This is a genomic window from Bradyrhizobium jicamae (genome assembly GCF_018130215.1).
GTDB classification, from domain to species: domain Bacteria; phylum Pseudomonadota; class Alphaproteobacteria; order Rhizobiales; family Xanthobacteraceae; genus Bradyrhizobium; species Bradyrhizobium jicamae_A.
Genome location: NZ_JAFCKQ010000062.1, coordinates 1 through 22,100, shown reverse-complemented (window position 1 = coordinate 22,100; position 22,100 = coordinate 1). Strand labels below are relative to the sequence as shown.

Below are 22,100 nucleotides of genomic sequence, written 5' to 3'. Positions count from 1 at the left end.
GCGCGGAGCGATCTGCACTCAGCCAAAAAAGGACGAGTTGAATATGGGGTTGGCCATAACGACCAAGAGCTTCGACTGTACCATTGACGATGGTCTCGCGCATGTCGTCCTGGGCCGGCCCGAGCGCGGTAACCCGATCGACGGCGAGTTCTGTCGCGAATTCAGCCTGTGCGTCGCTGAGCTCAGCGAGCGGGCTGATGTGCGTGCGGTCCTGCTGTCGGCGCGCGGCCGTCTGTTCAGCGTCGGCGGCGACCTGATGTCACTTGTTAAGGAAGGCGACGCGCTGCCAAGAACAATCAAGACATGGACCGCTGATCTGCATGCGGCGATCGCCAGGATGGTCCGGATGCGGGCGCCTGTCATTGCGGCTGTGCACGGCAATGTCGCCGGTGGAAGTGTATCGCTGGTAGCCGCCGCTGACCTGGTCGTCATGGCGGAATCTGCACGGATTTCGGCTGCATTTTCCAGGATCGGATTCAGCCCCGACAGCGGGTCAACCACCACGGTGACGCGCCGGATCGGCGTGGCTCGTGCAAGGCGCTTTTTCCTGCTTGGCGAGACCTTCGATGCCGCGACGGCCTTGTCGCTGGGTCTCGTGGATTTCGTGGTTCCGGACGAAGCCGTGCAGTCCGAGGCTGCGCGGCTCGCGAAGGAGCTTGCCGCGGGCCCCACAGAAGCGCTTGGCGCGATCAAGCGGCTCTTCTGCCAGACGGCCGATCGGTCGTTTGAAAGCCAGCTCGAGGAGGAGGCGCAAACACTTGCCGCAATTTCGCGGACAGCGGATGCGCGTGAAGGCGTCAAGGCCTTCGTGGAGAAGCGGAAGCCCGTGTTTGTCGGATCCTGAATGGGCAGAACTGCCGCGCTCAGCGACCACCGTCAGCCACAAATCGTACTCTATATTAAGGTACACTTATAAACCATATAACCGAAGAACTCGGAACTTGGGCAGCACCGCAGGAGGGACAAATGACCGTGGCCGCTCTACGAGATCCGTCCCACGTGAGTTTTAGCGAAGCCGGCTATTGGCTGGACAAGACCGTGGATCAGCTTTTGAGCGAGGCCGCCGCGAAGGCGCCGGACAAGGTCGCGATTGTCGCCGACCGGGCTGATCGCGACGAGGCGCGTCGTTTCACCTACAGGGGCCTGGAGGAGCTCGCTGACCGTGCAGCGAGTTCGCTCGTCAGACTCGGCGTTGGCCGCGGCGACGTTGTCACCGTCCAACTGCCCAATTGGTGGGAGTTCGTCGTCACGGCGTTTGCATGCAGCAAGATTGGCGCGGTGATGAACCCCGTGATGCCGATCCTGCGGGAGCGCGAGCTGACCTACATCCTGAACTTCTGCCAGGCCAAGGTATTCATTGTCCCAAAGGCCTATCGCGGCTTCGACTACGCCGCGATGGCGCAAGGCATGCGCGCCGATCTCCCGCATCTCAGGCACGTGATCGTCGTCGACGGAGAGGGCAGCACCAGCTTTGAGCGCGTGCTGCTGTCGACGGAAACCGCCGACCTTCCAGCCGGCCTTGAGCCAGACGATATGGCTGTTCTGATGTTCACTTCGGGCACGACGGGTGAACCGAAGGGTGTCATGCACACGTCGAACTCGTTGATTGCCTGTTGTAAGGCGCTCACGGGAAGGTTTGGCCTCGATTCGGCAGATGTTCTGCTGGTGGCCTCGCCGGTCGGCCACATGACGGGCTACGCTGCCGTCGTGCTGCTCTCGGTTTATCTCGGAGGCACGATGATCCTTCAGGACGTCTGGGAGGCCAGGCATGGCGTCGGCCTGATGGCCAACGAAAGCGTCACCTACACCGCCGCCTCGACGCCGTTCCTCGGCGACATCTGCGACGCGGTGAAGGCCGGCGCGCCGTATCCGAAAAGCCTGCGTTCCTTCCTGTGCGGCGGTGCGCCGATCCCGTCGGTCCTGATCCAGCGCGCGGCCGACGAACTCGGCCTCACGGTGTGCTCGCTTTGGGGCATGACCGAAGTCCTGTCGGGCACGTTGACCGAGCCTGCCCGCGCGGCCGAGAAATCCGCGAGCACGGACGGACGGGCGCTGGATGGGATGGAAATAAGGATCGTCGACCCCGCAGGGAGCCCGGTCGAGGAGGGGCAGTCCGGGCGATTGCTCGTTCGCGGCGCGCAGATGTTCAAGGGATACTACAAGCGGCCCGAACTGCCGACCTTCGACAAGGATGGATGGTTCGATTCCGGTGATCTCGCCTATATGGACAAGGATGGCTACATCCGCATCTCGGGTCGCGTGAAGGATATCCTGATCAGGGGCGGGGAGAACGTGCCCGTCGTCGAGATCGAGAACCTGCTCTACAAGCATCCGGCCGTCGCGGCCGTCGCAGTGGTCGGATTTCCGGACGCCCGGCTTGGCGAGCGGGGCTGCGCCTTTATCGTTGCCCGAACTGGGTGCACGATCGATCTGGCGGCGGTGCAGGCGTATCTCGGTGAAGCGAAGATGGCAAAGCAGTTCTGGCCCGAGCGCGTCGAGGTCGTGGCGGAGCTGCCGCGCACAGCCAGCGGCAAGATCCAGAAGTTCAAACTGCGCGAACTTGCCGCCGCGCTTGCCGACGCAAAGTAGGTCACTGATCGGAATAGGTCGGGTCCCGCCGCTCGCGGAATGCGGCGACGGCTTCAGCGTGATCATGCGTCTCCAGCAGAATGACCTGCTGGCGATCCTCCATCATCAGCGCGGCGTCGAGGCTCGGCGCGTCGATTAGCACGTTGAGCGCCTGTTTCGTCATCCGCAACCCAAGCGGAGATACTCGCAGCATTTCAGCGGCAAATTGGAGGCCCTTTGCGAGCAGTCCATCGGCAGGCGCGATATCGCTGACCAATCCGATCGCTTTCGCGCGCTCCGCCTCGAGGAAGCGCCCCGTCAGCAGCAGTTCGGATGTGACGGATAGCCCGACAAGTCGCGGCAGGAGATAGCCCGAACCCATATCGCAACCACCGACGCCGATGCGAATATAGGCGGCATTCATGCGCGCATCCGGTGCGGCGAAGCGGACGTCGCAGGCGAGCAGGAAGGAAAAGCCGGCACCGCAAGCCGCGCCATGAACGAGGCCGATAATCGGCTGTGGACACGATCGCATCAGGCGGATCACGCCGGAGTAGTGCTGCTGCATCTTGAGTTGGCGCTGCGGCCGCCCCTTGCCGGGCGTGGCGAATGCGTCCGATCCCAACTCGGCGCCCGCGGAGAATGCGGGTCCGTTGCCCCGCAGGATCACGACCCGCGTTGCCGGCCGATCATTGAGCCCCGTGAAATACGCGGTCAGTTCTGCGATCATGTCAGGTGAGACCGCGTTGAGTTGCGCGGGACGGTTCAGGGTCAAGATATCGATCGCACCGCGGGTCTCGATCGAGATGGTGCCTGGTTCGGTCATGGTGCGCTTCCATCCGTTGTTGCGGTTGATGGAAATAGTAATATAGTGTACGATAATTGAGCGCAATGCCTGCAGCGACAGCCGCCAGGACTTCAGGGAGCCAGGAGATGCCATATCAGACCGTGTTCAGGCCGGATCTGTTCAGGGGCCGGACCGTCATCGTAACCGGCGGCGGCAGCGGGATCGGGCGCTGCACGGCTCACGAACTCGCCGCACTCGGCGCGAACGTCGCGATCCTGGGCAGAACCATCGACAAGCTTGCCGAAGTGCAGCGGGAGATCGAGGAGGACGGCGGTCAGGCAATGAGCCATGTCTGCGACATCCGTGACGAGACGATGGTTGTTGGCGCCGTTGATGCGGTGTTGGCAAGATTTGGCCGTATCGATGGATTGGTGAACAATGCCGGTGGCCAGTTTCGTGCGCCGCTGAAGGCCATCTCGACCAGGGGGTTCGAGGCCGTGGTGCGCAACAATCTGACTGGCGGCTTCATCTTCATGCGCGAGGTCTATAACCGCTGGATGGAGGCGAATGGCGGTGCCATCGTCAATATCATCGCCGACATCTGGCACGGTTGGCCTGAATTTGGCCACTCGGCCGCTGCCCGCGGCGGCATGCTGACATTGACGGAGACGGCTGCCTGCGAATGGTCGGCGTCGGGCGTCCGGGTCAATGCGGTCGCTCCCGGCGGCATCGTATCGAGCGGCTTTGATACGTATACTCCGGAGATGCAGAAGAAGCTCCATGACTTCACCGAGCGCGTGCCGCTGCAACGCTTCGGGACCGAGGCAGAGATATCGGCCGCCATCACCTATCTTCTTTCACCGGCGGCGGCCTATATCACCGGCTCCTGCCTGCGTGTCGATGGCGGAACGCCGAATGCCCGCACCACCTGGAAGCTCGAGCCGCACAGCCGCAGCACGCCGTACGAAGGCTTCCATCGCGCCAAGGTTCCGGAGGTGATGAAGCGCAAGGCCAGCGCGTAACAGGCCGTCGCTCAATCCACTGCGATCATCAGCTTGCCGCGGTTCTCGCCACGGTAGAGCTGGGCGATGGCGCCGGGGGCGTGCTCCAGGCCCGGCAGGATCTCCTCGTCATGGACGATCTTGCCGGCGAGCGCGAGCTCGGCGAGGCGCGCTGCCGCCGTTTCGAACTCGGCGAGATGATCGAAGATGATGAAGCCGGACCAGCGCAGGCGCCGAGTGAGAATTTCGCGCTCGGGGCGCGGACCGGTCGGAACCGGAGACCAGGATGTGTTCGCCGCCGTGCCGCACTGAATCACCCGGCCACCCAAGCGCATCGTTCGAATGGCGGCATCGGCGATCGGACCGCCCGTGTTATCGAAGAAGATGTCATTGCCGTCCGGGCACGCAGCGCGGATGGCTCCAGCAAGGTCGGAGGCCTCCCGGTAGTTGATCATGTCCTGATAGCCATAGCGGGCTTTCGCCAGCGCAACCTTGTCGGCAGAACTTGTCAACCCGACGGCGCGGCAGCCCGCGATCCTTGCGAGCTGGCCGACAAAGCTTCCCACGCTGCCGGCTGCCGTCGACACCAGCACATGCTCGCCCGCTTTCGGGTCGCCCAGGCCGTGAAAGGCAAGGTAAGCCGTGATGCCATTCATTCCGAGCACGCTCAGATTGGCGCTCAGCGGGAGAGGCGATGCAGCGACGCGGCGGAGGACCGATTGCGGAGCCGTGACGCAATAGCGCTGCCAGCCAAACCATCCGTAGACGTGCTCGCCGGGCCTGAATTCCGGCACGTTGCTCTCGAGAATCTCGCCGACCGCAAGCGCGCGCATGGGCGTGTCGAGCGGGACGGGCGCGCTGTAATTCCCTTCATCGTTAGCCCATCCGCGTTGTGCCGGATCAACCGAGAGGTACCGATTTGCGATCAGGATCTCGCCCTTGCCGGGCGCGGCGACCGGTTCCGTCACCAGCGAAAAGTGCTCCGCTTGCGGGATCCCCCGCGGCCTGGCCACGAGCCGGACCTGCCGGTTCTCACGAAAGGTCATGACGATCTCCATAAATAGTACACTTGTGTACGATTGCACGGTACGATAGAAAGTGGTTGGGAGACAAGGACGTTGTGGCGGCTCGGGCCGCCAGAAATCAAACAAGAGGCGCACAAAATGGCCGGGCTCTTCTTCGAGCAATTTTCGGTTGGGCAGACATTCATCCACGAGATCAGGCGCACCGTAACAGACATGGACAACATCCTGTTCTCGTCGCTGACTTACAATCCGGCGGCGGTCCATATCGACCACGAATATGCCAAAGGGACCGAATTCGGAAAACCGTTGATGAACTCGATCTTCACGCTCGGACTGATCATTGGGCTGTCGGTTCAGGACACGACGCTGGGGACCACCGTCGGCAATCTGGGCATGGAGGACACGCGATTCCCGCGCCCGGTTTTTGCCGGCGACACGCTGCGGGCCGAGACCAAGGTTCTCGCTGTCAGGGAAAGCAAATCGCGTCCGACGCAGGGCATCGTGACGTTCGAGCATCGCGGCTTCAATCAGCGTGACGAGGAGGTAGTCTACTGTCGCAGGAACGGGCTGATGATGCGGAGGCTAACATGAGATTGCGATCGCTCCTCTTTGTGCCGGCCGACAGCGAACGCAAGTTCGCCAAGGCCGACCGGATCGGGGCCGACGCGCTGATCCTTGATCTCGAGGACTCGGTTGCGCCCGGTCGGAAGGACTTTGCTCGCGGTGCCGTGAAGAATCTGCTTGGCGGCGGTCCGAGGAACTGGGCGTTCCTGGTCCGGATCAACCCTTTTGGCACAGGGCTGACGCTGGAAGATCTGGCAGCGATCGTTCGTCCGGGTCTCGACGGCATCCTGATCCCGAAGGTCAACGGGATCGACGATGTCGATCTCGTCTCGCACTACGTCGACGCACTGGAAGTTGCCGCGGGCGTTTCGCCGGGGCACGTCAAGCTCCTGGTCGTCGCAACGGAGACGCCAGCGGCCATGATCGGCCTTAACGGCTACAACCGCGGGAACAAGCGGCTGGTGGCGCTGACCTGGGGCGCAGAAGACCTGGGCGCGGCGTTGGGCGCGCTGACCAACAAGGAGCCGGACGGCGCCTGGACGTTCCCCTATCAGGTGGCGCGCGCGCAATGCCTGTTCGCGGCCGGAGCCGCCGGCGCCGCGGCGCTGGACACGCTTTACGCCGATTTCAGGGACCAGGATGGCCTCGCCGAAAGCTGCCGGATCGCGCGCCGGGACGGCTTTGTCGGAAAGATTGCGATCCATCCGGATCAGGTCGCCACCATCAACGCCTGCTTCACGCCGTCGGATGCCGATCTTGCGCATGCGCGTCGGATCGTGGCGACCTTCGCTGCCACGCCGGATGTCGGCACGGTCGGGATCGACGGGAAGATGTACGACATTCCGCATCTGGTGGCTGCAAGGAGGACCTTGGCGTCAGTCGGGGAGGTCGTTTGAATGGACAGATCGTTCGCAAACCAGGTCGACGTTCCGGAAGACCACGCCGCGATCCGCGAAGGCGTTCGTGCAGTCGTGACGCGCTTTGACGATGAATATTGGCTGGAGCGGGACGAGGATGGTGTCTTCCCCCGCGAGTTCCACCGTGCAATGGCGGATGCCGGCTGGCTCGGCATCACGATGCCGGAAGAATATGGCGGCGCAGGCCTGGGGGTCGCCGAGGCCGCGATCATGATGCATGAGGTTGCAAGCCACGGCGGCGGCATGACCTCCGCGTCCGCGGTGCATATCAACCTGTTCGGGCCGCATCCGATCGTGGTGAAGGGAACCGACGACCAGAAGCGGCGCTGGGTGCCGCGACTGGTGTCGGGCGATGATCAATGCTGCTTCGGCTTCACAGAGCCCGATGCCGGGCTGAACACCACGCGCATCAAGACCTTCGCTGCGAAGGTGCCGGGCGGCTATCGCGTCCACGGGCAGAAGGTCTGGACCTCGACGGCGCAGGTCGCCAACAAGATCATGCTGCTGACGCGGACCACGAAGTTCGAGGACTGCAAGCGGCCGACAGACGGCATTACCATCTTCTACACCGACCTCGATCGCTCGAAGATCGAGGTGCACCGGATCCCGAAGATGGGCCGCAAGGCGGTGGATTCCAACGCCATCTTCATCGACGGTCTGTTCATTCCCGACGAGGATCGAATCGGTGAGGAAGGGAAGGGCTTCTCGTACATCCTTCACAGCCTCAACCCGGAGCGGATCCTGATCGCGGTGGAAGCCATCGGAATCGGACAGGACGCCCTGCGCCGGGCCACGCGCTACGCCAGGGAACGCGTCGTCTTCGACCGCCCGATCGGCCAGAACCAGGCGATCCAGCATCCTCTGGCTGAAAAATGGATGTATCTGGAGGCGGCGTGGCTGATGGCCATGCGCGCAGCCTGGCTCTACGACAGTGGAAAGCCCTGCGGCGCCGAAGCCAACAGCGCCAAGCTGCTCGGCGCCCGTGCCGGCCACGACGCTGCCTGGCAGGCCATCATGACCCATGGCGGTTTCGGCTATGCCAAGGAGTACCACGTCGAGCGGCTGTTCCGCGAAGTCTCGATCACCCGGCTCGCGCCGATCACCGAGCAATTGATCCTGAGCTTCATTGCCGAGAAAGTGCTCGATCTGCCGAAGAGCTACTGATCCAGATCGTCAGCCGCGACGGTGGATTGTTGTCTTGACGCGTTGTCTTGACGCGTTCTCTTCACGCGAACCGGTGCGCACTTCGCTCGAAGGCGCTCTAGAGGCTGCGCGAAATCAATTCTCGCATGATCTCCGATGTGCCGCCATAGATGCGCAGCACCCTCGCGTCGGCAAACAGGCGGCAGATCTCGTATTCGCGCATGAAGCCGTAGCCCCCGAAGAATTGCAGACATTGATCGACGAGCCGCCCGTGCATCTCGGTGACCCAGAGCTTTGCCGTCGAGGCGGCATAGGTCGTCAGCTCGCCGCGGACATGCTGGCTCAGGCACTGGTCGACAAAGGCCCAGCCGACGGCGAGGTCAGACTTGAGATCAGCCAGCCTGAACCGCGTGTTCTGAAAGGTTCCGATCGGCTGTCCGAAGGCCTTGCGCTCCTGGACGTAGGCCTTGGTGATGTCGAATGCCTTCTGTGCTGACGCAATCGAGTGGAGCGCGATGGTCAATCGCTCCTGCGGCAGCTCGCTCATCAGCGCCGCCATTGCGCCGCCTTCCGGGCCAAGCAGATTGCTGACGGGAACGCGGACCTGATCGAAGAACAATTCCGACGTGTCGGATGAGAGATGGCCGAGCTTGTCGAGGTTGCGGCCGTGACGGAAGCCCGCGCGGTCGGCCTCGACGAGGATCAGGCTCATGCCGCGTGAACCGCCATCCGGATTGGTGCGGGTCACCGCGATGACGAGGTCGCACGTCTGGCCGTTCGAGATGAAGGTCTTCTGGCCGGAGATGACGTACTCGTCGCCTTGGCGGACCGCACGGGTGCGGATACCCTGGAGATCGCTGCCGGTCCCCGGCTCGGTCATGGCGATCGCGCAGACGGTCTGGCCTGAGACCAAACGCGGTAGCCATTTTTTCTTCTGCTCCTCCGTGCCGTAGCTCAGCAGATAACCGCAGCAGACATCATTGTGGACAGAGAAGTCGGTCGCTGGACCCGCGAAGCCCGAATAAGCAAGCTCCTCGATGATGACGGCGTTATGCCGGAAGTCTCCGCCGATGCCGCCGTACTGCTCCGGCACCTGCGGGCAGAGCAGACCGGCCTGGCCGGCCGCCGGCCACAACGCGCGATCGATTATTCCGGCCTTCTCCCAGTCCTGGAAATGCGGTGCGATTTTCGCAGCGGCAAAACGGCGGACGCTGTCGCGCAGGAGCGCGTGCTCTTCGTCGAATACGGGTCGGTTGGGCAGCATGTCTGTCGGGCCGTTCAAGTGTCATCGCGTGAACTTGTGGAAGTCGGGATCACGTTTCTCATTGAATGCAGCGACGCCTTCCTTGGACTCCGGAGTATCGTAGAACAGCTTGACGGCATGGAGTGCAAAATTGCTGATGCCGCGAATATTGTCGGAATCGGCGTTGAACGACCGCTTGGCGAGCGCGATGGCGGTCGGTGAGCGCAGCGCGAGCTTGTCGGTCCAGTCCTTCACCGCGGCATCGAGCTGTGCGGCAGGGACGACCTTGTTGACGAGGCCCATCTCGCGCGCCTGTTCGGCGGTATAGCGTTCGTTGAGGAACCAGATCTCGCGCGCCTTCTTGTCACCGACGTGACGTGCCAGGAACGCCGTGCCCCACCCGGCGTCAACTGACCCGACCTTGGGGCCAACCTGGCCGAATTGCGCGGTATCGGCCGCAATGGTCAGGTCGCACAGCGTAGCGAGCACATTGCCGCCGCCGATGGCAAAACCGTTGACCCGGGCGATCACTGGTTTCGGGACGTCGCGGATCAGGCCCTGGATCTCGTCGATCGGCAGGCCCACCACGCCGCGGCCGTCATACTGACCCTCATGCGCGGATTGATCGCCGCCAGTGCAGAAGGCCTTGTCGCCAGCGCCGGTCAGCACGATGCTCGCGACGTTGCGATCGTTGCCGGCGAGCTGGAAGGCCTGGATGAGTTCCTCGAGCGTCTGTCCACGGAAGGCATTGTAGACCTTGGGCCGGTTGATGATGATCCAGGCGGCGCGGTCGCGCACTTCGTAGACGACGTCGGTGAACTGTTTCGGATCGGTCATGGCGTTTCCTCGCGCGAGTTAGATCATGTTCATTCCGCCGGAGACGGAAATGGTTTGTCCGGTGATGAATTTTCCGTCGTCGGAGGCAAGCATTGCGACGATCCCGCCGTAGTCATCCGGCTCGCCCATGCGCTTGAGCGGGATGCCCCTGACCATCGCGTCCTTCCACTTCACGGCGTGCTCGCCTTCGCCAAGGACCGCCGCCATCATCGGTGTGTTGGTCGGGCCGGGGCAGACGGCGTTGAGCAGTACGTTCTTGCGGGCCAGCTCTCGCGCCAGCGATTTGGTGAACGAGATCAACCCTCCCTTGCAGGCAGAGTAGACGGCCTCGTCGCTGGTACCGACGCGTGCGGCGTCGGAGGCGATGTTGACGATGCGGCCGCCGCCGCGCTCGGCCATCAACGGCGCGATCGCCCTGTGAGTATTGAGCGGCCCGTAGAGATTGATGCGGATGATCTTGTCCCAGAGTTCCCTGTCGGTCTTCAGGAATGGCATCGGGCGATCCCAGCCGGCGTTGTTGACGAGGAGCCAGATCGGACCGAGCTCGGCTTCGACCCTGGCAACGGCCTCGCCGACGGAGGCGGCGTCTCCGACATCGACCGCATAGGTCTTGATCACCGCCTGCGGCGCGAGTCTGGCGGTCTCTTCGCCGCCTTGCGGGTTGATGTCGAAGATGGCGACCTTGCAGCCTTCTTCTGCCAGACGGAGCGTCAATCCGCGGCCAATGCCTTGTCCGCCGCCGGTCACGACGGCAACTCTTCCCGATAGGCCCTTCAACGCTGATCTCCCTTGTCGTTGGTCGTTCCTTGGCTTTTCCGCCGACCCTCGATGTCTCGAATGCGGACGGACGTCTATGAGGCCGCGCCGTTCTTCTGGATGTCAAATCCGCGCTGCGAGTACATCTGTCGTGCAATGATCGTCTTCATGATCTCGATCGAGCCGCCGGCGATCTTGACGATCCGCGCATCCGCATAGGCCCGCGCGATCGGATATTCCCACATGTAGCCCCAGCCGCCGAACAGTTGCAGGCATTCGTCGACCGTTTCGCAGTGCAGCTCGGAGGTAAACATCTTGGCCATCGCCGCGTCGACTGGATCGAGCTTGCCTTCCATGAAGAGTGCGATGCACTTGTCGGTAAAGACGCGGGCGACGGTCGCTTTGGTCTTGAGATCAGCCAGCTTGAACTGGGTATTCTGAAAATTGGCAAGCTTTTGGCCGAACGCGCTTCGCTCGGAGGTATACTGGAGCGTCCAGTCGATGACGGTCTCGGCGACAGTTGCAGACCGGATCGCCTGCGCCAGCCGTTCCTGGGACAGTTTGGTCATCATCTGGGCAAATCCCTTGCCCTCCTTACCCAGCAAATTGCCCGCGGGAATCCTGACATTGTCGAAGAACAGCTCCGAAGTGTCTTGCGCCTTCATGCCGAGCTTTTCCAGATTTCGACCACGCTTGAAACCGGGGCGATCGCTTTCGACGATGAACAGCGTCACGCCCTTGGCGCCGGCATGGCTGTCGGTCTTGGTCGCCAGAACGATGAAATCGCAGAGCTGACCGTTGGAGATAAAGACCTTCTGGCCGTTCACGACGAACTCGTCACCGTCGCGCACGGCGCGCGTCCGGATCGCCTTGAGGTCGCTGCCGGCGTGGGGTTCGGTCATGCCGAGCGAGCCGATCGCTTCGCCGGAAACCATCCGGGGGAGCCATTTGCGCTTCTGCTCCTCGGTGCCGAAGGACAAGATATAGGTCGCAACCAGGTCGGTATGAATCAAAAAGCCTGGTCCGCTGGCGCCCGACCGCCAGAGTTCCTCGAAGACGACGACGTCAAATAGGTAATCCAGCCCCATGCCGCCATACTCCTCGGGCACGGTGCAGCACAGCAGGCCGGCGGACCCGGCCTTCAGCCACAGCTCCCGGGGGACGATGCCGTCCTCCTCCCACTTGGCGTGGAATGGCACGATCTCGCGCTCGACAAAGCGCCGGACCGTTTCCCGGAAAATCTGATGTTCCTCGCGAAAGATCGTGCGCTCGATCATTGTCAAAACGCGCCCCGTCTGATTTAGTTCGCTAGTGTACCGTATTCTATTTGCGTATACAACTCGAGACGATATCAAGGCAAGCGATAATAGTACACAAGCGCACTGTTATGGGCGCGAGGGAGGGAACCATGGCGATCGGACCGGAGCTGAAGCAATTTCGGATCGAAGTATCGGGAAACGGCGTCGTGCACCTCATCTTCGACATGCCTGGCCGATCGGTGAACGTGTTTTCCAACGCCGCGATCGAGGAAATTGGCCGGTTTGCGGATTGGCTCAAGGCGAGCGATATGGCCGGCGTCGTGATCCGATCCGGCAAATCGTCGGCCTTTTGCGCGGGGGCCGACCTGGCCGAGCTGGAGACGGCCTACGACATGATCATGGCGGCGCCGGCCGTCGACCGCGATCGCCTGGCCTTCGAGCATTTCTTTCGACTGAGCCATGGCTTGCGCAGGCTCGAGACGGCCGGCAAACCGATCGCGGTGGCGATCGCGGGCCTGGCCTTGGGGGGTGGTTGCGAGTTTGCGCTTGCGGCGCATCACAGGGTCCTCGCGGATCACCGGCAGGCGACGTTCGGTCTACCGGAATCGCTCGTCGGATTGTTGCCGGGCGGCGGTGGAACACAGCGGCTGCCGCGCCTGATCGGAATCCAGGCCGCGCTGCCGGTGCTGCTGGAGGGCGCGCGGATCGGGGGGCAGGCCGCGACAACAATCGGTCTTGCACACGAACTGGTGCCGCCAGGCGAAGAGATTGACGCCGCCGAGCGCTGGGTGTTGTCGCGTGCGCAGGCTGTGCAGCCCTGGGATCGCCCGGATTGGCAAGCCGGCGAGGCACCGCACGTCGCCGCCGTCGTTGCAGAGAGCCGAAGCAAGATGCTCGCCGAGACACTAGGGCATTACCCGGCACCATCAGCCATTCTTGATTGCGTCGAGCAGGGATTTTCGCAGGACTTCGATACCGCAATCCGGACCGAGATGCAGATCTTTGCGAAACTGATCCAGAGGCGAGAGCCTCGCAACATGATCAGAACGTTGTTTCTCGGCCGGCTCGACCACGAGCGGCTGAAAAGGAACGGAATGAATCCAAAGGTCACGGAAGCCGTCGGCGCTGTCTCGAACGCGCTCGGCGTCCAATCCGAGCGGGGCAAGGAACTTTCCGATGCGTTTTGCCGGGCAGGGTTTCGCGTCGACGCCGCGTCTCGAGCCGAGTTCGACGGTCATGTCGCGGGCGCAGTCTACTGGATTGATGACGAGCCGACGAGCTGGGGCAAGGAGCTGCTGCGGGCGCGGCTTGCGAATGCGGATGCCGCGGCCGCTGTCTGGCGATCGCAACTCGACGAGCCGGAGCGTCGGGCCGCGGACTATCTCCTGGTCACGCAGGCAGGGTTTCCCGCCTATCTCGGCGGCCTATTCGCCGCAGGACTGACCTGATCGACGGAGCAATAGGAGAGAAGTCGTGGCAAAACCTCTTGACGGTATCAAGGTTCTCGATCTTTCGAAGGTGCTCGCCGGTCCGCTCTGCGCGCAATATCTCGGTGATCTTGGCGCCGAGGTCATCAAGGTCGAAGCGGTGGGGCAGGGGGATGAGACACGGGGATGGCCGCCGTTTCCTGCGCCGGGTCTCGGCACGGTGTTTCTCAGCGCCAATCGCAACAAGCGCAGCATCGCGATCAACCTGAAGTCCGAAAAGGGACGCAGGCTGGTGCAAGAGCTCGCGAAATCCGCCGATGTCGCGATCGAGAGCTTCGGCACGGGCGTCGCCGAGCGGCTCGGCATCGACGCTGCGAGCCTTTGCGCACTCAACGACCGCTTGGTCCATTGCAGCATCTCGGGCTTCGGCCGGACCGGACCTCTCAGGAATTCGCCGGGCTATGACGTGATCCTGCAGGCTTTCAGCGGCATCATGTCGATGACGGGGGACGAAGGCGGCGGCTATATCCGCAGCCCGATCTCTCCGATCGATCAGATGACCGGCGTGCACGCTTTCAGCGGCATACTTGCCGGCCTGCTGGCGCGCGAGAGATCGGGCAAGGGCACGGCGATCCAGGTGTCGCTGTTCGACACCGCGCTCGGGCTCTTGGGCTACAACCTCCAGACCTTCTGGGAGCGGGGAACGCAACCGGCCAAATGCGGCTCCAGTCATGAATCGTTATGCCCTTACCAGGCCTTCGAAGCCGCGGATGGGCCGATCATGATCGGGGTTGCGAATGACAATCTCTGGCGCAAGTTCTGTGGCGTCGCAGGCCTTGGTGAGGTCATGGACGACCCAAGGTTTCGGACCAATGCAGATCGGGTTAGGCACCGCGACGAAACGCTGTGCCATGTGCAAGCCGTGATCGCAGCCAATACCGTCGCGCACTGGAATGCAGTGCTGAACGAGGTCGGCATTCCCTGCTCGCCGATCAATACGCTCGCCCAGCTGCTCGATCACCCGCACACCAGGGCGGACCAGCTCATCATGCAGTACGATCATCTCTCGGCTGGTCGTCTGAATTGTGTCGGCCACCCCGTCACGTTTGTCGGCGAAGAGCGCGACCCGGGCTTGCCGCCGCCGATGCTGGGGGAACATACCGACGATGTCCTGATGGAAATGGGCCTGTCTGCCGCGAGCATCGCCGAATTGCGTCGCGAGGAGATCGTTGGCTGATCGGCGGAACGATCCGGTGGCCCCACGTCGGACCGAGCTGTCGTTCTGGCCTGCCGAGCCGAGGCTCGACAAATACGGGTGCGATTTGAGCGCTACTCTTCGAGCAGCTTCCAGGACGTCTTCTCGAAGATCGCCATCCGCAAGCGGCGATAGGGGGAATAGTTCTCCTTCGAATTCGTCAGCTCGATTCCCGGAAGCAGCATGCCGACCCGCTCCTTGTTGAAGCTCGTCGCCTGAGCCAGCAGATTCTCGCGCGTCAGGTTGTCGCCACATCGCCGCAAGCCCTTCGCAATGGCCTGGGCGTTGATGTAGCCGGACAAGGCGATGAAATCGTTCGGGCTGTCGTTCGGCGCCCATTTCTTCATGAAGGCGACGTAATCCTTCACCTCGGGGTCATCGGCCCAGGCTGGATCGCTGGCCTGCTTGGCGAACTGGGTCGTGTAGGCGCCCTGGACGTTTTCGAGCCCCGCCGGCGTCAACACGCCCTGGATCGAATTGACCGGACTGGCCAGGAACTGGACCGGTTTCCAGTTGAGCTCGTTGGCCTTCTTGATCGCCTGAGCGGCAAATTTCGGTGTCGCGAAGTAGATCAACGTGTCGGCGCCTGACGCCTTGAGCTTGAGCACCTCGGAGTCAACCGTGGGGGAGCTGAGCTCATAGCTTGCTTCCGCCACGATCTTCGCTGTGTTCTCGGGGCCCAGGCCCGCCTTGAGGCCGGTGAGGTAGTCCTTGCCGTAGTCGTCGTTCTGGTAGAGCACGGCGATCTTCGCGTTGGGCATTTTCTGGACAATGAACTTGCCGAATGTCGCTCCCTCCATCTCGAAGGGCGGATAGAACGGGACGGTCCAGGGAAAATTCTGCGGATCATTGAAGCGGCGTCCGCCCGCAGAGATGAAGACCTGAGGTACCTTGTTCTGGTTGAGATATTTTTGCACGGCGACGTTGGGCACGGTGCCGACCGTCCCGACTTCGGCCAGCACGCCGTCATCGTCAACGAGCTTGCGGGTTTGTTCGATGGCTTTCGGTGGACTGAACGCATTGTCCAGCGAGATCAGGTTGACCTTTCTTCCATTGATCCCGCCGCCTTCGTTCAGCATCTGGAAATAGCCGGCCATGACGCGGCCGTAGCTCGAGAAGGCGGACGCCGGTCCGCTATAGGGGACGGTCTGGCCGATCTTGATCTCGGTGTCGGTGACGCCTGGCCCATATTGCTTTTCGGCGGCGGCGGTCGCACCGCTGAGAATGAGAGCGGAAACGCCGATCAGTACCGGAATCCTCATGGTCTCTCCCTGTCGTTCAAGTCATGCTCTTATAAGAAGTACACGAGCATACCATATATTATCAAACGAAAATATCTGCGGGCACGTCATGACCGAATTTCTTCCTGAGTGCTGCGTTGCGGCGCGAAAACTCGGGCTCGCAGTCACGCGATGCGGCATCGCCATGCCTTGAACACGGTCCGGATTGTGCTAAAGATAGTACATAAGCGTACTAATTGCGCCGCCGATCATCGGGCGGTGAGAGGGAGGGTCCATGGCTGCCTCGGGTGCAACGGCGCTGGCTGCGCTCAGGATTGGCGGACGCGTGGCGTTCGAGCGCCTGGTGCGGCCGAAGGCCCGCCGCGCGGAAGATGTCCCGTGCTCGCCCGATGCCATTACGCCGGAATGGTTGACCGCCGTACTCTGCCAAAGGACTCCAGGCGCGGTCGTGACCAGCGTTGTGGTGAAGCCTGCGAGCGCGGGCACTCATGAGCGTCATCAGTTGATCGTTCGCTACAACGAGGCCGGACAGCGTGCGGGCCTCCCGCAATCGATGTTCACGAAGTCACTGCCCAGCGTCGTCACGCGCATGATCGGCGGCTTCAACGGCACGGCGCGGGTCGAAGGCCGCTTCTACATGCAATTGCGGCCGCAGCTCGGGATCGAGGCGCCGATCGGTTATCACGCCGCGTCGGATCGCCAGACCTACGCCGCGATCCTCCTGCTCGAAGACATGGTCGCGACGAAGTCGGCGACGTTTTGTAACTACAAGACTTATGTGTCGCGCGAGACAGCGGAGGACATGGTCGATGTTCTGGCTGCGTTGCACGCGCGCTTCTACGACAATGGAGAGCTTGCAGAACGTTATCCCTGGGTCGCCAGCTATCCGCGCTGGTTCACCATCGGCGCGGAAAAGATGAGCCTCGAACACTATACCCGGAAGGCTTTCGACGCAGCAGGGCATATCATTCCCAGGAGTGTGCTGGCGCAGCGTGAGGCGGTCTGGCCCGCTGCCATGCAGGCCCTTGTCGTCCACGACAGCGAGCCACAGGGTTTAATCCATTCCGACGTGCATATCGGCAATTGGTATCGCACAGGCGCGGGCAAGATGGGCTTGTGCGATTGGCAATGCCTTGCCCGTGGTCACTGGTCGCGGGACTTTTCCTATGCTGTAACGGCGGCCCTGACTCCGGATGACCGCCGCAACTGGGAGAAGGATCTGCTCCGTCGCTATCTCGATCGGTTCGCCGGATTGACGGGGACGAAGCCGGACTTTGACAGGAGTTTTTTGCATTACCGGCAGCAGATGGTGCACGCACTCCTGATGTGGACGATCACCTTGTGCCACTCACCGCTGTTGCCGGCCATGCAGCCTGAGGAGACGACGCTGGCAATGATGGAACGCATCTCGACGGCAATGGCCGATCTGGACACGCTCCGCAGCTGATCGTCCGGCCGGCACGGGCCCCGAGTGCACATCGAAGCCCTTTAAGCTGAAACCACAGCACGGTGTCCTGTGACTAGCGAGGTGAGGGAAAATGGCGGTAACCGAATCAAATCGTCGAATACCGACATTCGACGGCAAGTCGATCAATCTGTATCGATGGAACGGAGATCTGCCGGTACGAGGAATCGTTCAGATCGCTCACGGCATGGGCGAGCATCCACTCAGATATCGGGCAATCGCCGACACTTTGGCCAGGAAGGGCTTCGTCGTATATGCCAACGATCATCGCGGTCACGGGCAATCTGCTGCGGATGCCGGCGAACTCGGGGAATTCGGTACCGGTGGTTTCCCTGCTGTCGTTGAGGACATGGTCCAGGTGAGCAGGGCCGCGCGCGCCGAGGTAACCGGCGCACCGCTCATCTTGCTCGGACACAGCATGGGATCTTTCGCCGCTCAACTCTACATCCTCGACAACAGCAATCTGCTCGACGGTGTTGCGCTCTCCGGTTCGGCGGCGCTGGATTTGCTCGGTGCGGCAGCCGCCACCGGGCGTTGGAAGTTGCAGGACCTCAACGCCGCTTTCGAGCCGGCCCGTACTCCATTTGACTGGCTGAGCCGCGACGCGTCGGAGGTCGACGCCTATATTTCAGACCCTCTTTGCGGCTTTAACGTCAGCGAAGGGTCCTATGCGTCGCTCTTCTCGATCGTCCCGAGGCTCGCCAGCTTGCTCGAGCTCGACCGTATCCGCAAGGAACTCCCGGTCTTTCTGTTTGCCGGCGACCGCGATCCCGTGAACTCGAATCTCGCGTGGTTCCATCCCCTCATCGAACGCTATCGTGAAGCCGGTCTGCGGGATGTTTCTTCTCACATTTTTGGCGGCGCGCACCACGAAGTCCTGAATGAGACCAACCGATCCGAGGTATTCGCGGTCCTGCAGGCCTGGATCGATCGCGTCGCGGGCTCCTCCAGGCCTACAGGCGGGTGAGACGGGACTGCCAGCTCGTTTGCACGCGTCGGGTTCGCAGCCGGGGCGAAGCCTCGTCGTGACGGATGCACTGCATCCGCCACGACGACCGCATTATTCCGCCGAGATGGGATCGCCAGACAGGGCCCAGCTCGTTCCGTCAAACTTGGCAATGCGAAGGCTCTTGAATGGCGTGTAGTCGCCGGGCGCCGTGCTGATCGAAATGCCGGGGAGCATCAGGGGCATCCGCGTGCCGTGAAGCAGGGTTGCCTGATGGACGAGATTTTCCCGCGTTAGCTCGTCCCCACATTGCTTGAGCAGAGCCGCCACCGCGTTGACATTCATATAGGCGACGAGGACCGAGTAATCGTCGGGATTGGCTGACGGCGCGTACTTCTTCAGGAAGGCCTTGTAGGTCCTGATTTCCTCGTCGTTTGCCCAGGCGGGATCGCCTGGCTGCTTGAGGAACTGGGTGGTGACCAATCCCTTCGAGGCCTCGAGGCCCGCCGGCTTCAGGACGGTGTCCACCGACGCGGTCGAACCGCCGATGACGTGGAGGGGGCTCCAGTCGAGCTCGTGGACCTTGCGGATCGATTGCGCGGCAGCCTTTGCGGAGGACTGCTCGATCAGCGTGTCGACGCCTGCCGCCTTGAGCTGGACGATCTGGGAATCGATCGTCGGGTCGGTCAGTTCGTAGGAGGCCTCGGCGATGATCTGCGAGGCTTTCGGCCCGAGGCCGGCCTTCAGGCCCTTGACGTAGTCGCGTCCGAAATCGTCGTTCTGGAACAGGATCCCGATCTTCGCATCCGGCCGCTTGGCCAGGATATATTTTGCGATCACCCGGCCTTCGGTCTCGAAGTCGGGGTAGAGCGGCACGGTCCACGGAAACGTCTTCGGATCATTGAAGCGGCGCCCGCCTGCGGTGATGAAGAGCTGGGGCACCTGCTTGGAGTTGAGATATTTCTGGATGGCGACGTTTGGAACGGTGCCGATGGTGCCGACCTCGGCAAGCACGCCGACATCCTCGATCAGCTTGCGCGATTGCTCTACCGCCTTCGGCGCACTGTAGGCGTTGTCGAGCTGGGTGAAGTTGATCTTGCGCCCGTTGATGCCGCCTTGCTCATTGAGCATGTCGAAGAAGCCGACAACGGCGCGACCGGCTCCGGCGCCGAAGGCCGACGCCGGTCCGCTGAGCGGCGTCGACTGCCCGAGCTTGATCTCGGTGTCGCTTGCTCCCGGACTGTAGTCTTTCTGCGCCCAGGCCGGCGCTGCCGCAAAAGCGACCGACAGGGCGAGCGCGCCCGCAATTCGAACGATGATCCCGACCAAAGTGCTTCCTCCCGTTATTTGTCCTGTGATCTTCATCGCAGCAGCTCTCGGGCAATAACCATGCGCTGGATCTGGTTGGTGCCCTCGAAGATCTGCGTCAGCTTGGCGTCGCGCATCATGCGTTCGACGGGGTAGTCCATGGTGTAGCCGTAGCCGCCGAAGATCTGGACCGCGTCGGTCGTGACCTTCATCGCCATGTCGCTGCCGACGCATTTGGCCATGCTGGCCAGCACATTCAGGCGCTTCCAATCGCCGGCATCACCCGCGCGCGCGCACTCATAGACGAGAGCGCGCGCGGCTTCGATCTGCATGGCCATGTCGGCAAGCATGAACTGGACGCCCTGGAACTCCGAGATCGATTTCTTGAACTGCTTGCGTTCCTTTGCATAGGCGACGCAGGCATCGAGCGCGCCCTGGGCCAGCCCGACTGATTGCGCACCGATGGTGGGGCGATTGAGATCGAGCGTGCGCATCGACGCCCGAAAGCCCTTGCCTTCCTCTCCGACGAGGTTTTCGGCCGGTACCCGGACGTTGTCGAAGAAGATCGGCGTGTTGGGCGCGCCACGGAAGCCCATCTTTCGCTCATGCCGCCCGAACGTGATTCCCGGCATCGTCTTCGGCTCGACGATGAAGGCGCTGATGCCATCCGCGCCCGCGCTGTCGCTCGTGCGTGCCATCACGACGATATAGTCCGCCACGACGCCGTAGCTGCACCATTGCTTGCGGCCGTTCAGGACGTAGCTGTTTCCGTCCTTTTTGGCGCGGGTGTTGATGGCGGTGACGTCGGAGCCGGCCTGCGGCTCGGAGATCGCGATCGCGGTCACGACGCCGCCCTTGGCGATCACAGGCAGGTATTTCCTGCGCTGCTCCTCCGACCCGAAATGGAGGAGGGGCATGATGAACATGGTGTTGAGGCAGGCAATCGACGCGCAGGCCGGCGAAATCCTCGAGATTTCCTCGCGCGCGATGCAGGCCATGGTCAGGTTGCCGTTGGGGCCGCCATATTGTTCCGGCACCCAGAGCTGCATCAAACCCATCTCGCCGAACAGCTTCACGAGTTCGAGCGGAAACCGGTCCGTCTCGTCGACCTCGGCTGCAATCGGCGCCACGTGCCTTGTGGCCATTCTTCGCACGTTGTCGCGGAACGCGACCTGCTCCTCGGTGAAACTCATGCAGGCTCCCTGGTCGTTTTCTTTGCCGGAAGCCAAAAAAGGACTTCCATTGAATGGGTGATCCATTTAATAATCCACCTCATGAGCACCAAGTCAAGCCCTCGGGCGCCCTTGCGCCTCCGGAACGCTTCGCCGAACCGGCGCGAGCGGGTTACCGAGCACCGCGCAGTCGGCGTAACGGCAGCGCCGACGTTCAAGCCGATTCACACCAGGCGAACGTTCGAGGAGATTTGCGAGCGGATACGCGAGCAATTGGCGCTCGGCATCCTCAAGCCGGGTGACAAGCTGCCTCCCGAACGCGACCTAGCGCAGCAACTCGGCGTAAGCCGCAACGTGCTGCGGGAGGCGTTGCGCAGCCTCGAGATGGCAGGCGTGTTGCGGCTGCAAAAGGGCGTCAAGGGCGGAGCCTTCATCCAGGAGGGCGACACGCGCCGCATGAACGAGGTCATGCGGGACATGCTGAGCCTGGGAACGATCTCGGTGCGAGAATTGTCCGAGGCGCGCGTCCACGTGCTCGACCTCGTGGTGCAGTTGGCCTGCGCACATGCGAGGCGGGCCGATCTGGATGCGCTCGAGGCCAATATCGAGCGGACGGAGCTGGCCACGAAGGAAGGACGGTTGCTCGATCGGGTCGAGTGCTCGCGCGAATTCTACAAGCTGCTCGCGGCCGCGACGGGGAACAAGGTGATCGCGATGATCGTGGATTCCGTCACCGAGATCCACATGCGCTTCGTGTACGCCAAGGTGGCGTCGAGCGGCGTGGCGATGGCGCGATTGGCGGAAAAACGGCGGCAGTTCCTGTCGGCACTGAGCGAGAGAGACGCCGCATTGGCGAGCCGGTTGTTGCGGTCACATCTGGAATCCGTCCAGCGAATGCTCGAGCAGGATCCGGGGTCGATGTCGCTTCACGTCGCATTGGCGGATGTGCAGCCCGGGATGCGGCGCTAGCGGCGACGCGCAGTCAAAACCGAACCAGCAAAAAAGTGGAGGCAAACGTGTCCAATTACGCCAAATATGAATGTCTGAAGGTCGAGGTCGCCGACAAGGTTGCGACCGTGACGCTGAATCGTCCTCAGGCACGCAACGCAATCAATCAGAAGCTGATCCGCGAGTTGCGCACGATCTGGGACGACCTTGCCGACGATCACGCCGTCAATGTCGTGGT

At 62.3% G+C, this 22,100-nt stretch carries 20 protein-coding genes; 11 read left to right on the top strand and 9 right to left on the bottom strand.

The features are described from left to right. The first annotated feature begins 43 nt into the window (after positions 1-43). Positions 44-844 carry an enoyl-CoA hydratase/isomerase family protein gene (locus JQ586_RS40885; RefSeq protein WP_249148601.1) on the top strand — a complete coding sequence of 267 codons (801 nt, stop codon included), beginning with the start codon at positions 44-46 and terminating at the stop codon, positions 842-844. A gap of 122 nt (positions 845-966) precedes the next feature. Beyond that, positions 967-2,589 (top strand): AMP-binding protein, encoded by a 1,623-nt coding sequence (locus tag JQ586_RS36445; protein WP_212399474.1) that lies wholly within the window; start codon positions 967-969, stop codon positions 2,587-2,589. A gap of 1 nt (position 2,590) precedes the next feature. Here JQ586_RS36445 and JQ586_RS36440 read toward each other — a convergent pair whose 3' ends face one another. Then, the gene (locus JQ586_RS36440; RefSeq protein WP_212399473.1) at positions 2,591-3,394 is read right to left on the bottom strand and encodes an enoyl-CoA hydratase/isomerase family protein; all 804 of its coding nucleotides are present in this window, start codon (positions 3,392-3,394) and stop codon (positions 2,591-2,593) included. 107 nt (positions 3,395-3,501) lie between these two features. Between JQ586_RS36440 and JQ586_RS36435 the strand changes: the two genes are divergently transcribed. Further along, positions 3,502-4,377 (top strand): SDR family oxidoreductase, encoded by an 876-nt coding sequence (locus JQ586_RS36435; protein ID WP_212399472.1) that lies wholly within the window; start codon positions 3,502-3,504, stop codon positions 4,375-4,377. An 11-nt stretch (positions 4,378-4,388) separates the two neighbouring features. Here JQ586_RS36435 and JQ586_RS36430 read toward each other — a convergent pair whose 3' ends face one another. Continuing rightward, the gene (locus tag JQ586_RS36430) at positions 4,389-5,507 is read right to left on the bottom strand and encodes an NADP-dependent oxidoreductase (protein ID WP_212399471.1); all 1,119 of its coding nucleotides are present in this window, start codon (positions 5,505-5,507) and stop codon (positions 4,389-4,391) included. Between the two features lie 12 nt (positions 5,508-5,519). Between JQ586_RS36430 and JQ586_RS36425 the strand changes: the two genes are divergently transcribed. Genes JQ586_RS36425 through JQ586_RS36415 form a run of 3 tightly spaced genes read left to right on the top strand, consistent with a single transcriptional unit; the run spans position 5,520 to position 8,026 of the window. Beyond that, positions 5,520-5,972 carry a MaoC family dehydratase gene (locus JQ586_RS36425; protein ID WP_212399489.1) on the top strand — a complete coding sequence of 151 codons (453 nt, stop codon included), beginning with the start codon at positions 5,520-5,522 and terminating at the stop codon, positions 5,970-5,972. Further along, positions 5,969-6,841 (top strand): CoA ester lyase, encoded by an 873-nt coding sequence (locus JQ586_RS36420; protein WP_212399470.1) that lies wholly within the window; start codon positions 5,969-5,971, stop codon positions 6,839-6,841. Before JQ586_RS36425 ends, JQ586_RS36420 begins: the two co-directional genes overlap by 4 nt. Next, positions 6,842-8,026, top strand: a complete 1,185-nt coding sequence (locus tag JQ586_RS36415) for an acyl-CoA dehydrogenase family protein (protein WP_212399469.1) — start codon at positions 6,842-6,844, stop codon at positions 8,024-8,026. Positions 8,027-8,123: 97 nt separating this feature from the next. On the opposite strand, the gene JQ586_RS36410 is transcribed toward JQ586_RS36415, so the two are convergent. The 4 genes from JQ586_RS36410 to JQ586_RS36395 form a co-directional block, all read right to left on the bottom strand. Beyond that, positions 8,124-9,287: an acyl-CoA dehydrogenase family protein gene (locus JQ586_RS36410; protein WP_249148599.1), complete on the bottom strand. Its 1,164-nt coding sequence runs from the start codon at positions 9,285-9,287 to the stop codon at positions 8,124-8,126. Positions 9,288-9,290: 3 nt separating this feature from the next. Continuing rightward, the gene (locus JQ586_RS36405; protein WP_212399468.1) at positions 9,291-10,085 is read right to left on the bottom strand and encodes an enoyl-CoA hydratase-related protein; all 795 of its coding nucleotides are present in this window, start codon (positions 10,083-10,085) and stop codon (positions 9,291-9,293) included. A gap of 18 nt (positions 10,086-10,103) precedes the next feature. Further along, positions 10,104-10,862, bottom strand: coding sequence for an SDR family oxidoreductase (locus JQ586_RS36400; protein WP_212399467.1), 759 nt, complete (start codon positions 10,860-10,862; stop codon positions 10,104-10,106). A gap of 74 nt (positions 10,863-10,936) precedes the next feature. Further along, positions 10,937-12,118: an acyl-CoA dehydrogenase family protein gene (locus JQ586_RS36395; RefSeq protein WP_212399466.1), complete on the bottom strand. Its 1,182-nt coding sequence runs from the start codon at positions 12,116-12,118 to the stop codon at positions 10,937-10,939. 131 nt (positions 12,119-12,249) lie between these two features. On the opposite strand from JQ586_RS36395, the gene JQ586_RS36390 reads away from it, so the two are divergent. Both JQ586_RS36390 and JQ586_RS36385 read left to right on the top strand, forming a co-directional pair. Further along, positions 12,250-13,548, top strand: a complete 1,299-nt coding sequence (locus JQ586_RS36390; protein ID WP_212399465.1) for an enoyl-CoA hydratase-related protein — start codon at positions 12,250-12,252, stop codon at positions 13,546-13,548. A 25-nt stretch (positions 13,549-13,573) separates the two neighbouring features. Further along, positions 13,574-14,764 carry a CaiB/BaiF CoA-transferase family protein gene (locus JQ586_RS36385; RefSeq protein ID WP_212399464.1) on the top strand — a complete coding sequence of 397 codons (1,191 nt, stop codon included), beginning with the start codon at positions 13,574-13,576 and terminating at the stop codon, positions 14,762-14,764. 92 nt (positions 14,765-14,856) lie between these two features. On the opposite strand, the gene JQ586_RS36380 is transcribed toward JQ586_RS36385, so the two are convergent. Beyond that, positions 14,857-16,044 (bottom strand): ABC transporter substrate-binding protein, encoded by a 1,188-nt coding sequence (locus JQ586_RS36380; RefSeq protein WP_212399463.1) that lies wholly within the window; start codon positions 16,042-16,044, stop codon positions 14,857-14,859. Between the two features lie 253 nt (positions 16,045-16,297). On the opposite strand from JQ586_RS36380, the gene JQ586_RS36375 reads away from it, so the two are divergent. Together JQ586_RS36375 and JQ586_RS36370 are read left to right on the top strand one after the other, a co-directional pair. Continuing rightward, the gene (locus JQ586_RS36375; protein WP_212399462.1) at positions 16,298-17,470 is read left to right on the top strand and encodes a phosphotransferase family protein; all 1,173 of its coding nucleotides are present in this window, start codon (positions 16,298-16,300) and stop codon (positions 17,468-17,470) included. Positions 17,471-17,561: 91 nt separating this feature from the next. Further along, positions 17,562-18,455, top strand: coding sequence for an alpha/beta fold hydrolase (locus tag JQ586_RS36370; protein ID WP_212399461.1), 894 nt, complete (start codon positions 17,562-17,564; stop codon positions 18,453-18,455). Positions 18,456-18,548: 93 nt separating this feature from the next. Here the strand turns inward: JQ586_RS36370 and JQ586_RS36365 are convergent, their stop codons facing one another. Continuing rightward, the gene (locus JQ586_RS36365) at positions 18,549-19,799 is read right to left on the bottom strand and encodes an ABC transporter substrate-binding protein (RefSeq protein WP_212399460.1); all 1,251 of its coding nucleotides are present in this window, start codon (positions 19,797-19,799) and stop codon (positions 18,549-18,551) included. Continuing rightward, entirely contained in the window at positions 19,796-20,935 is a 1,140-nt protein-coding gene (locus JQ586_RS36360; RefSeq protein WP_212399459.1) for an acyl-CoA dehydrogenase family protein, read from the bottom strand. The genes JQ586_RS36365 and JQ586_RS36360 overlap by 4 nt, the downstream gene beginning before the upstream one ends. An 81-nt stretch (positions 20,936-21,016) precedes the next feature. Here JQ586_RS36360 and JQ586_RS36355 point away from each other — a divergent pair, with 81 nt between their 5' ends. Further along, the gene (locus tag JQ586_RS36355; protein WP_212399458.1) at positions 21,017-21,883 is read left to right on the top strand and encodes a FadR/GntR family transcriptional regulator; all 867 of its coding nucleotides are present in this window, start codon (positions 21,017-21,019) and stop codon (positions 21,881-21,883) included. The last annotated feature ends 217 nt before the right edge of the window (positions 21,884-22,100 follow it).